Consider the following 11,681-nt stretch of genomic DNA (forward strand, 5'->3'; position numbering starts at 1 on the left):
GCCCGCCGGATGGGCTCTCTCCATCTGACACTGGCATCGGCCTCCCCCCGGCGGCGCGAGCTGCTGGGGCGGCTTGGTCTTGCGCCCGATGCCGTCACCCCCGCCGATATCGACGAGACCCCGCTGAAGGGCGAGCTCCCGCGCGACTATGCCTTGCGCATGGGACGCGAGAAGGCGCTTGCGGTGGACGCCCCCGGCTTCGTGCTGGCGGGTGACACGGTGGTGGCGGTGGGTCGCCGCATCCTCCCCAAGACGGAAGACGAGGCCGAGGCCCGCGCCTGCCTCGAACTGATGAGCGGGCGGCGGCACCAGGTGCTCTCGAGCGTGGTGCTGCGCGCGCCCGACGGCACGCTGCGCGAGCGGCTCGACGAGACGGTGGTATGCTTCAAGCGCCTGAGCGCGCAGGAGATCGCCGATTACCTCGCGGGCGGCGAGTGGCGCGGCAAGGCTGGGGGCTATGCCATTCAGGGTGCCGCCGAGGGGCTGATCCGCTGGATCCACGGCAGCCATTCAGGGGTGATGGGCCTGCCGCTCTACCATGCCCGCGCGCTGCTCAAGGCGGCCGGGTTCCCCATTGGCTGAGTGGCTCGTCGAGGAGGGCATCGGGGAGACCCGGGCGCTTCTCGTCGAGGGCGGGCGCGTGCTGGCGGCACGGCTGCGATGGCCGGGCGAGCCGGTCTGCGGTGCGGTTTACGCAGCACGCCTGACCCGGCGATTCGCCGGCACCCGGAGGGGGATCGCGACACTCGACACCGGCAGCGAGGCGCTGATCGACCACCTCCCGCGCGAGGCGACGGAAGGCGTTTCGGGCAAGGTGCGCCTGACCCGAGCCCCGATCCACGAACGCGGACGCCTCAAGCGCGCGCAGGCCCGCTGGCTGGGCGATGCCGACCCCGGCGGCGATCCGGTCGGGATCGAGGGCGAGATCGTCCGCCGGTTCCCGCAAGGCCTGTGGGAGGATGTCTGGCACGCGGCATCGGCCGGCGCGATCGCCTTTGCGGGCGGCGAGATCCTGTGCGCAGCGACGCCGGCCATGACTGTCATCGACATCGACGGCGAGCTCGCCCCGACCGCGCTGGCCCTCGCCGCCGTGCCCGCCATCGCGACCGCGCTGGCTTGGTTCGAGAGCGGCGGCAACATCGGGATCGACTTCCCCACCATCGAGGCCAAGGCGGATCGCCGCGCGGTCGACGAGGCGCTGGCGGCGGCGATCGACCACTGGCCGCACGAACGCACCGCGATGAACGGGTTCGGCTTCGTCCAGATCGTCGCCCGGCTCGAAGGGCCCTCGCTCCTCCACCGTTTCGCCACCTCGCGCACCGGGATGTGCGCGCGCTTTGCCCTGCGCCAGGCCGAAAGGGTCGAAGGCGCGGGCGTCACGCTGCTGACGGTGCACCCCGCACTCAAGGCCAAACTCAGGCCGGAGTGGCTCGAGGACCTGCGCCGCCGGACGGGCCGCGCGGTGCGGGTGGAGACCGATCCCGGACTTGCGCTCGAGGCGCCCAGTGCCCAGATCGTGCCGGCATGACCACCAAGCCGAAGCCCTGTCCGATCTGCCGCAAGCCGCGCTCGGAAAGCTATCATCCCTTCTGTTCGCAGCGTTGCAAGGACCGCGATCTCGCGCGCTGGTTTTCCGATTCCTATGCCGTTCCCGGCCCGCCGGCCGATCCGGAGGAACTCGCGCAGGAAAGCTGGCGCGAGCAGGATTGAGCCACTGCGGAGAAAGGCGAAAAAAGGGCGTGAAAACCCCTTGCCAACCCCCGCGCCCTTCGCCATAGGGCCGCTCTCATTTGCTCGCCGGGGCAGCCAGATGGCTTCGCCCCGTCGCTCGCAGCGAATGCCCGGGTAGCTCAGGGGTAGAGCAGCGGATTGAAAATCCGCGTGTCGGTGGTTCAAATCCGCCCCCGGGCACCATTCGCTGAAAAGGGAAACCGTCGATGTCCCGCCGCACCAAGCTCTACGAAGGCAAGGCCAAGATCCTCTACGAGGGCCCCGAACCGGGCACGCTCATCCAGTATTTCAAGGACGACGCGACCGCCTTCAACGCCGAGAAGAAGGGCACGATCAACGGCAAGGGCGTGATCAACAACCGCATCAGCGAGCACGTCTTCACCCGCCTCGGCCATATCGGCATCCCCACCCACTTCATCCGCCGCCTCAACATGCGCGAGCAGCTGATCCGGCAGGTCGACATCATCCCGCTCGAAGTGGTGGTGCGCAACGTCGCCGCCGGTTCGATCAGCAAGCGCCTCGGGATCGAGGAAGGCGAGCCGTTGCCGCACACGCTGATCGAATACTACTACAAGGACGATGCGCTCGGCGATCCGCTGGTGGCCGAGGAGCACATCGCCTGCTTCAACTGGGCCTCGAACGACGAGATGCACGACATCTCCTCGATGGCGATCCGCATCAACGATTTCCTGTGCGGCATGTTCGCCGCGATCGACATTCGCCTGATCGACTTCAAGCTCGAGTTCGGCCGGCTTTACGATGGCGATTACAGCCGCGTGATCCTCGCCGACGAGATCAGCCCGGACGGCTGCCGTCTGTGGGACATGGCGACCGGCGAGAAGCTCGACAAGGACCGCTTCCGCCGCGACCTCGGCGGCGAGGAGGAGGCATATCGCGAGGTCGCCCGCCGCCTCGGCCTGCTGGGCGCGGAGGACAATGGCCCGGGCGAGGTCTTCGACCTGTCGCACGCACGCTCTCGCCTGCGCGGCCCGCCGCCGCTCAAGAAGTGAGCGGGGCCGAGAAATAGGCTGACAGCCGCGTTTCCGGCGCTAGTCTCGGCACGGTAACCGTCAAGCCGTGAGAGACCTCTGAAATCCATGCGGAAATTTCCCGTAACCGCCGCGCTGATGCTGGCGCTGTCTCCGCTTGCCCTGACATCGGCGCTCGCCGCGCAGGAAACACCCGCCGCACAATCGACACCCGAAGCAGAAGCGCCCGCGCCCGTCTGGGCCTTCGAGACGAGCGACGTGCCGGTCGACCCGGGCTTCACCTTCGGTCAGCTCGACAACGGCATGCGCTACATCATCCGCCGCAACGCCACCCCTGCGGGCACGGCGCTGGTGCGGATGCGGATCGATTCCGGCGCGCTCGAGGAGACCGAGACCGAACGCGGCCTCTCGCACTATCTCGAACACATGGCCTTCAACGGATCGAAGGGCATTCCCGAAGGCGAGATGATCAAACTCCTCGAACGCGAGGGCCTGGCTTTCGGCGCCGACACCAACGCCTCGACCGGCTTCGAGGCGATCACCTACATGCTCAACCTGCCGCGCAACGACGAGGCGCTGCTGGGCACGGCGCTGAAGCTGATGCGCGAGACCGCGAGCGAGCTGACCATCTCCGAGGACGCCGTGGCGCGCGAGCGCGGGGTCATCCTCGCCGAACGGCGCGACCGCGCGGGCTTTTCCCTGCGCAACTACGAGGACAACGCCGCCTTTCTCGCGCCCGGAGCGCGCTACACGCAGCGCCTGCCGATCGGCACGCTCGAGGTGCTCTCGGGCGCCACTGCAGCGCAGATCAGGGCCCTCTACGAGCGCACCTACACCCCGGCGAACACGGTGCTGGTGGTGGTCGGCGATTTTCCGGTGGAGGTGATCGAGGCCGCGATCCGCGCCCGCTTCGCCGACTGGGCGCCTGCCCCCGCCCCTGCCCGGCCCGTCGCAGGGCCGATCGACGTGACGCGCAAGGGGCTGACCGACATCCATCTCGACCCGGCGCTTTCCGAAAGCGTCACCATCAGCCGCCTCGCCCCCTGGCGCGACGAGCCCGATACCATCGCCAACCGCCGTGCGGCGACCTTCCGCGGCGTCGGCTATGCGATCATCAACCGCCGCCTCGCCCGCCTCGCCCGCGGCGCCGATGCGCCCTTCCGCAGCGCGAGTTTCGGTTCGGGCGACATCTTCGAGGATGCGCGCATCACCAGCCTCCAGGTCGGCAGCGCCGACGGCGAATGGCGCAAGGGCGTGCTGGCGGCGACCCGCGAGGTGAACCAGGCGCTCGCCTACGGCTTCACCCGGGCAGAGATCGACGAACAGCTCGCCAACATCCGCACCGCGCTCGAGAATGCGGTGAAGGCGGCCGACACGCGCGGCAATGCGGTCTTCGTGAATGCGGCGCTCGGGCTGGTCGGCAACGAGCAGGTGCCGGTGACGCCCGAATGGCAACTCGCCGAGTTCGAGCGGCTGGCTCCCGAGATGACCCCGCAGGCGATCTGGCAAGCGGTGAAGGACGATGCCGCGCCGCTCGACGATCCGCTGATCCGCTTCGAGGGCCGCACCGCGCCCGAAGGCGGCGAGGCGGGGCTGCGCAGCGCCTTTGCCGAGGGCATGGCGCTCGCCATCGCCCCGCCGGCCGACAACGGCCCGCTCGCCTTCGGCTACAGCGACTTCGGCCCGGCGGGAACGGTGGTGTCGGACACGCTGGAGCCGCGCCTCGGCCTGCGCCTCTTGCGCTTCGCCAACGGCGTGCGGCTGACGCTGAAGAAAACCGATGTGCGCAAGGACCGCATCGCCTTCACCCTTGCGGTCGACGGCGGCGACCTGATGAACACGCGCGAGGCACCCTTGCGCACCTACCTCACGAATTCGCTGGCGGCCGGCGGGCTCGGCAAGCACAGCCAGGACGAGCTCACCAGCGTGCTGGCCGGGCGCAGCGTCGGTTTCGGCCTGTCGAGCGATGCGGACGCCTTCGGCACTGGCGGCACCACCACTCCGCGCGACCTGACCTTGCAGATGCAGGTGCTGGCGGCGCTGCTGACCGACGCGGGATACCGCCCCGAGGGGGTGGAACGCTATCGCAAGAACATCGACAACTTCTTCAACACTCTCGATTCCACGCCCGGACGGGCTCTGTCCTCGGCGAGCGGGGCGATCATTTCGGACAACGACCCGCGCTTCAGCCTTCAGCCGAAATCCGCCTTCGAGGCGCTCGACTTCGTGCAGCTGCGCGACGCGATCGGCGACAGGCTGGCGCGCGGCGCGATCGAGCTCGCTCTTGTAGGCGATCTCGACGAGGACGCCGCCATCGCCGCCGTCGCCGCCACGCTCGGCGCTCTGCCGCCGCGCGAGGAGGCCTTCCAGCCGCGCACCGAGAACCGCAACCGCAGCTTCACCGCCACCCGCGGCCCGCGCACGCTGACCCACAAGGGCGAACCCGACCAGGCGCTGCTGCAATGGATCTGGCCGACGACCGACGACCGCGACCAGGCCGAGGCGCTGCGCCTGCAACTGCTCGCCCGGATCGTGCGGCTGGAACTCACCGACCGGCTGCGGGAGAAGCTGGGGCAGGCCTACTCCCCCTCCGCCGGATCGAGCAACAGCCGCATCTATCCCGGCTATGGCACCTTTTCGATCAGCGCCTCGGTCGCCGCCGATCAGGTCGCGCCGACGCAGGCGGCCTTGCAGGAACTGATCGCCGACCTGCGCGCCGGCCCGCTCGATGCCGACGTGATCGAACGCGCACGCAAGCCCTTCCTCGAGGAATACGCCAACCTGCTCAAGGATCTGGGCGGCTGGCTGGGCCTTGCCGCGCGGGCGCAGAGCGAGCCCGAACGGCTCGACCGCTACTTCGCGACGCCCGCCCTGATGGCGGCGATCACGCCCGAGGATGTGCATACCGCGGCGCTCAGGTATCTCGATCCCGAAGGCGCGGTGGCCTTCGCCGTCCTGCCCGAAGCCGCAGGCGAGGGCCCCCGCCCCTGAGGCAAAAGAAAAAGCCGGCAGGTCGCCCCCTGCCGGCTTTCCCCTTTCGGTGCGCGCCCCGTTGCCGGGGAGCCTACCCTCAGTACTTGACGCCGAACATCACCCCGATCACGCGCGGATCGTTGACGAAGGCGGTGTTGTTGTTGAAGTCCACCACGCCGAGCACGTTGTCCTCGTCGGTGATGTTGCGCGCGAAGGCGGCGACTTCCCACTGGCCGTTGTCGCCCGAATAGCCCACCTTGAGACCGCCCTCGATCCGGCTGCCAGCGTTGAATTCGCGGCTTTCGTAGAGGAGGAAGTTGGTCTCGCCGAGGAAGATCCAGTCGGTGAAGATGAAGAACTCGCCCGAATTGCCCACCGGGATGCCGTAGCGGGCGGTGAAGTCACCGCTCCATTCGGGCGCGTTGGGGAAGGGGTTGCCGTCGATCAGCGCGCGGCGGTTGCCGGCGATCACGCGGGTCGGATCGGTCACGGTGCACTGCGCGCAGATGCCGACCGCGAGGTTCGGATCCTGGATCTCGGTGTTGTTGTAGGCAACGCCGAGCGTCACGAGGAACTGCGGGCTGATCTGGAACGCGCCGTCGAGTTCGAAGCCGTAGGCCTCGCCCTTGTTGGCGTTGATCAGCTGGACGAGGTTGCCCGCCCCGCCCACGGCGGTGAACTGCGGGTCTTCGACGGTGTAGTAGTAGACCGCACCGTTCAGCCGCACGCGGCGATCGGCCAGCTCGCTCTTGAAGCCGACTTCGTAGGAGGTGATGTTCTCCGACTGCGCGACCGAGGGGGGCGAGAAGAAGGCGACGTCACGGCCCTGGATGGTCGGCCCGCGGAACGAGTTGGCAACCTTGGCATAGACGCTCGCATCATCCGAGACGTCGGCGAACAGGCTGATGTCCCAGTCGAACTGCTCGTCGCCCACGCTGCGCGGCTGGCGCGCGGCGCCCGAGCGGACGAAGAAGTCCTTCTGGTCGTCGGTATAGCGCAGGCCGCCGGTGACGCGCAGCGTCTCGGTGAGCTGGTAGCCGAGCTGCCCGAACAGGGCCCACGCCTCGTTGGTGTGGTTGACGGTGACCGGCGGCGGGAAGGTGAAGCCGACGGTGGTGACGTCGAAATCGCTCTCGAAGTAGAAGCCGCCGACCTGCCAGGTCAGCGGGCCGTCCGTATTCGAGGCGAGACGCACTTCCTGCGTGGTCTGCTTGAGATCGATCGAATCCTGCGTGTCCGAGGGGAACGGGATGAAGCCCGGCCCCATGAAGGGCAGGAAGGACGCGCCGAAGCCGCCGTCGATATCGCCGCGGCTCGAGCCCTCGCTGGTCCAGTGGCTGGTGATCGAGGTCAGGGTCGCGCCGTCGAACTCGTAGGACGCGGTCAGGGTCGCGCCGAACTGCTGGTAGTTGGCGAGGTTGCCGCCGCCCGCATCGTAGAACACGGTGTTGCGGTCGTAGTTGTTGTTGAGGCGATTGTTGCCCGGGCCGAGAATGTTGGCGCGGAAGAAGGTCGAGGAGCCGTCGAGATCGCGGAAATTGACCGCCGCGAGGATGCTTGCCCGGTCGCTCGGGGTGAACAGCAGCTGGCCGCGTGCGGCGATGTCGGTGTAGCCGCCGAGCACGTTCTCGTCGTTGGTGAAGCCGTTGTCGATCCAGTCGCCGCGGCGCTGGAGCTGGACGGAGGCGCGGAAGGCCAGCACGTCCTTGGCGATCGAGCCGCCGATCGCGCCGTTGAGCGAGATCGTGTCGAGGCTGCCGAAGGACAGATTGGCGACCGCCGAGGTGTCGTGGCTGGGCTTCACGGAATCGATCTTCACGATGCCCGCCGGGGTGTTGCGGCCGAACAGCGTGCCCTGCGGACCGCGCAGGACCTCGACCCGCTCGACGTCGAAGATCGGGAAGCTCTTGAGCGTGACGTTCTCCATCACGACGTCATCGAGCAGCACCGAAACCGGCTGCGAGGCGGCGAGGTCGAAGTCGGTGTTGCCGAGACCGCGGATATAGAAGCGCGGCGCGACTCGCCCGTTCGAGCTTTCGACGTTGAGGCCCGGTGCGGTGCCCGCGAGCGCGGTGATGTCGCCCGCCGCGCTGAAGATCGCGCCGACCCGCTCCTGATCGAGGATGTCGGCCGAGACCGGAACGTCCTGGAGGTTCTCCTCGCGGCGGTTCGCCGTGACGATGATGGTGGCGAGCTGGCCCTCGGTTTCGGCGGCGGCAGTCTCCTGCGCCGCAGCGGGCGCAGCGAAGCCGAAGGCGGCGGCGGCGAGCACGGTGGAACCGGCCCACGCTGCACGGATGGCAGAGAAGCGGTGAGACATCGGACAACCTCTTTGGTTGGAGCGGATGGAGAGGGGGTGCGCGGCGCGGTGACATTTTTGCGCGATTCGCGCGAGCATGCAGCTTCGCATTAAGGCGAGAAAGCGGCGCGGGCGCGGCGATCTCGGGACACATGTTGCAAGAAGGTTACAATCATGGGTTATGATTGACCGGTTTGTGACAGGGGCGCGACACATCCCTGCGCGAGGCCTGCGTGCACAAGCCGCATCAGCGCGATTGCACCCGCGCGGTCACACGCTATAGCGACGCCGCAACGGCCAAGCGCCGGTCCCTCGCGAATTATGGAGCATCAGGTCATGCAAGTGCGCGTCCTCGTCAGGTTGAAGCCCGGGGTGCTCGATCCGCAGGGCCGCGCGGTGCACCACGCGCTCGAAGGGCTCGGCTTCACGGGCGTCGAGGAGGTGCGGATCGGCCGCTTGATCGAACTCGACCTCGCCGACGGCACCGACGAGGCGACGATCCGCCAGATGTGCGAGAAGCTGCTGGCCAACACGGTGATCGAGAACTTCACCATCGAAGGCGCGCAGTGATGGCGTTCCGGGCGGCGGTGATCACCTTCCCCGGCTCGAACTGCGACCGCGACATGGCGGTGGCGCTCGAGGCGGTCTCGGGCAGCCCTGCGATCCGGGTGTGGCATGGCGATGCCGAGTTGCCGGACCGGCTCGACCTGATCGCGCTGCCGGGCGGCTTCTCCTATGGCGATTACCTGCGTTCGGGCGCGATGGCGGCGACCAGCCCGATCATGCGCGCCGTGATCGCCGCAGCCGGGCGCGGCGTGCCGGTGCTCGGCGTGTGCAACGGCTTCCAGGTCCTCACCGAGGCGCGCCTGCTGCCGGGCGCGCTGCTGCGCAATGCCGGCCAGCGCTTCGTGTGCCGCACCGTGCCGCTGACGGTCGTGAACGCCGCCTCGCCCTTCACCGCCGGCTACGCGGCAGGCGAGACGATCCGCATTCCTGTCGCCCACCATGACGGCAACTACTATGCCGATGCCGAGACTCTGGACCGGCTGGAAGGCGAAGGGCGCGTCGCCTTCCGCTATGCCGAGAGCTGCAACGGCTCCTCGCGCGACATTGCCGGGGTGCTCAGCGCCAATGGCCGGGTGCTCGGCATGATGCCGCACCCCGAACGGGCGATCGAGCCGGCCGCGGTGGCGGCGCTCGGCGGGGCCGACGGGCGTCGGCTGTTCGAGAGCATCCTGTCGAGCTTCGCCACGGCCTGAAGGCGGGCGTCAGGCGCGGCGCTCGCGGATCGCGGCGAACAGGCTGCGTGCGTCCTCGGCGGTCATCGGCCGGCCGAAATAGAAGCCCTGGATCTTGTCGCAACCGAGGTTGCGGATCAGTTCGGCCTCCTCGGAGGTCTCGACCCCTTCGGCGGTCGTGGTCATCCGCAGGCTCTTGGCCATCGCCACCACCGCGTTGATGATCGCAAGGCTCTCCGCGCTGCCCTGTGCCGCGCCCTGCACGAAGGTGCGGTCGACCTTGATGGTCGAGAACTTGAGCTTCCTGAGGTAGCCGAGCGAGGAATAGCCCGTCCCGAAGTCGTCGAGCGCGACCGAACAGCCCAGCGCCATGATCTGTTCGAGCGCATTGCGCGCCACGCTGGCGTCGCGCAGGAAGATGCTCTCGGTCACTTCGACCTCGAGCCGCTCGGGCCTCAGGCCGCTGGCCGCGAGCGCCTGCACCACCTGATCGTGGAAGCCCGGTTCGAGCAGCTGTTCGGGCGAGACGTTGACATTGACCTTGACGTGCTCGGGCCAGTTGCGGGCTTCCTCGCAGGCGCGTCGCAGCACCCACTGGCCGATCGGGACGATCAGGCGGGTGTCCTCGGCGAGGGGGATGAACTTGCCGGGGCTGACGAAGCCGTGATCGGCACTGTTCCAGCGCACCAGCGCCTCGAAGCTCACCACGCTTTCGCTGCGGGCGTCGACCACCGGTTGATAGTGCAGCACCATCTCGTCGCGTCCCAGTGCCTTCCTCAACGCCACCTCGAGCTGGCGGCGTTCCTCGGCCGAGGCGTGGAGCACGGGCTCGAAGCGGCAATGCTCGCCCCCGCCCATGTCCTTGGCCCGGTAGAGCGCAAGGTCGGCGTTGCGCATCATCTCCTCGACGCTGTTGCCGTCGCGCGGACCTTCGGCCGAACCGACGCTGGCGCCGACATAGAGCGTGTGGTGGTCGACCTGATAGGGTTCGGACAGCCGTTCGATCACGCGCCGCGCAAGATCGCGCACGATCCCGACCTGGCTCGCGTCGCGGATCACGATCGCGAATTCATCGCCGCCCAGACGCCCGCACAGCTGGTTCTCGCCCATAAGCGACTGCAGCCGCGCGGAAACCTGCGCGAGCAGCTTGTCGCCGGTCATGTGGCCGAGCGAATCGTTGACCGCCTTGAACCGGTCGAGATCCACCATCAGCAGCGCGCAGCGCGTGCGCCACTGGGCGGCATAGCGCAGCGCCTCGCCCAGTGCCTCGGTCAGCTGGAGACGGTTGGGTAGCTGGGTGAGCGTGTCGTAACGCGCCAGATAGGCGATCTTCTCCGAGGACTTGCGCTGTTCGGTCACGTCGGAGCCGACCCCGCGGAACCCGGTGAAGCGCCCCTGTTCGTCGCGCACCGGGGTACCGGACAATTCCCACCAGCGTTCCTCGCCGAGGATGGAGACCTGCACCAGCATGTTCGAGAAATTCTCGCGGTTCTTCAGCCGCTCGGCCAGATCGTGGAGGCTGGGCGGGAACTGGCCGCTCGCCCAGTTCTGGCCCGCCACCATCTCGAGCAGCGGCTTGCCCTCGACCTCGCTTTGGGCGCGGCCGAGCGCGAAGGCGAAGCGCGGGCTGACCGAGCGCAGGCGGCGGGCCGGATCGACCTCCCACAGCCAGTCGGCCTCGTTCTCCTCGAACTCCCGCAGCAGCAGCGAGACCACCGCTTCCTTCTCCGCCACGGCAGCCTCGGCAAGGCGCGCCTTCACGAAGGTGGTGCGGATCTGGATGGTCGCGACGAGGCTGGCGATGGTGAACAGGATCGCCCCGCCCACGGCCTGCCATTGGCCCGCCAGCGCCAGCGACAGCATCACGCCCAGCCCGAGGATGCCGATATAGAGCAAGACGCTCAGCGGCGAGGTCGAGAACACGAAGGTCGAGGCGACCATCAGCGTCAGCAGGATCATCTGCAGGGTATAGGCCTGGGCGCCCCCCGAAAGCAGGGGGAAGAGCAGCACCGCCCCCACCCAGCAGGCTGCCCCGGCGATGGCGTGGAGGTTCTGCCAGCGTTCGAGCGTGGCCGGCCCGACCCGGGAGCCGCTGGCGGCCAGCAACAGGTCGGTCTGGCGCGAGCGGTAGAGCACGAAGGCAAGCAGACCCGCCCAGGGCACCACCACCACCAGACCGATCAGCGGCGCGAAGACCGCGGCCGTGAAGAAGGCCACCAGCGCATTGGCAAGCATCCGGTTGCGGCTGGCATAGGCGAGTTCGGCATATTCGTCGCCGCGCAGGCGCATGGGATCGAACGCCGGATTGCGCGTCAATCCAAGCACATCGGCGATCGACAATTCGGCAGAAGGTGCCGAGGTGGAAGAGGTGCGGTTGTTGCCCACGCCCGCGGCCTTAACGCCGAATGGTTAGGCCCCGGTAAAGCGCCCGAGAAATTCGCGCGCCGCCAT

Annotated in this window: 9 protein-coding genes and 1 tRNA gene; 8 read left to right on the plus strand and 2 right to left on the minus strand. The window is 68.3% G+C overall.

Annotation, left to right across the window (positions count from 1 at the left end; translation table 11 throughout):
• The first annotated feature begins 9 nt into the window (after positions 1-9).
• The 6 genes from ACMX37_RS10605 to ACMX37_RS10630 all read left to right on the plus strand — a co-directional run bounded on the left by ACMX37_RS10605 (position 10) and on the right by ACMX37_RS10630 (position 5,711).
• Positions 10-582, plus strand: a complete 573-nt coding sequence (locus ACMX37_RS10605) for a Maf family protein (RefSeq protein ID WP_483145894.1) — start codon at positions 10-12, stop codon at positions 580-582.
• The gene (locus ACMX37_RS10610) at positions 575-1,528 is read left to right on the plus strand and encodes a ribonuclease (RefSeq protein WP_483145895.1); all 954 of its coding nucleotides are present in this window, start codon (positions 575-577) and stop codon (positions 1,526-1,528) included. The genes ACMX37_RS10605 and ACMX37_RS10610 overlap by 8 nt, the downstream gene beginning before the upstream one ends.
• Positions 1,525-1,710, plus strand: a complete 186-nt coding sequence (locus ACMX37_RS10615; RefSeq protein WP_088913769.1) for a DNA gyrase inhibitor YacG — start codon at positions 1,525-1,527, stop codon at positions 1,708-1,710. Before ACMX37_RS10610 ends, ACMX37_RS10615 begins: the two co-directional genes overlap by 4 nt.
• Before the next feature lie 129 nt (positions 1,711-1,839).
• Positions 1,840-1,914: transfer RNA gene (locus tag ACMX37_RS10620), tRNA-Phe, on the plus strand.
• A 23-nt stretch (positions 1,915-1,937) separates the two neighbouring features.
• Positions 1,938-2,741, plus strand: a complete 804-nt coding sequence (gene purC / locus ACMX37_RS10625) for a phosphoribosylaminoimidazolesuccinocarboxamide synthase (RefSeq protein ID WP_088913768.1) — start codon at positions 1,938-1,940, stop codon at positions 2,739-2,741.
• 87 nt (positions 2,742-2,828) lie between these two features.
• Positions 2,829-5,711: a M16 family metallopeptidase gene (locus tag ACMX37_RS10630; protein WP_483145896.1), complete on the plus strand. Its 2,883-nt coding sequence runs from the start codon at positions 2,829-2,831 to the stop codon at positions 5,709-5,711.
• 79 nt (positions 5,712-5,790) lie between these two features.
• On the opposite strand, the gene ACMX37_RS10635 is transcribed toward ACMX37_RS10630, so the two are convergent.
• The gene (locus ACMX37_RS10635; RefSeq protein WP_483145897.1) at positions 5,791-8,013 is read right to left on the minus strand and encodes a TonB-dependent receptor; all 2,223 of its coding nucleotides are present in this window, start codon (positions 8,011-8,013) and stop codon (positions 5,791-5,793) included.
• Positions 8,014-8,328: 315 nt separating this feature from the next.
• On the opposite strand from ACMX37_RS10635, the gene purS reads away from it, so the two are divergent.
• Together purS and purQ are read left to right on the plus strand one after the other, a co-directional pair.
• On the plus strand, positions 8,329-8,562 hold the full coding sequence (gene purS, locus ACMX37_RS10640; protein WP_483145898.1) for a phosphoribosylformylglycinamidine synthase subunit PurS: 234 nt from the start codon (positions 8,329-8,331) through the stop codon (positions 8,560-8,562).
• Complete coding sequence (gene purQ / locus ACMX37_RS10645; protein WP_483145899.1) at positions 8,562-9,251, plus strand: phosphoribosylformylglycinamidine synthase subunit PurQ; 690 nt, start codon at positions 8,562-8,564, stop codon at positions 9,249-9,251. The genes purS and purQ overlap by 1 nt, the downstream gene beginning before the upstream one ends.
• A 9-nt stretch (positions 9,252-9,260) precedes the next feature.
• Here the strand turns inward: purQ and ACMX37_RS10650 are convergent, their stop codons facing one another.
• Complete coding sequence (locus ACMX37_RS10650) at positions 9,261-11,519, minus strand: putative bifunctional diguanylate cyclase/phosphodiesterase (RefSeq protein WP_483148394.1); 2,259 nt, start codon at positions 11,517-11,519, stop codon at positions 9,261-9,263.
• Positions 11,520-11,681 lie beyond the last annotated feature (162 nt).

It is taken from the genome of Porphyrobacter sp. THAI-01a, from assembly GCF_056868655.1.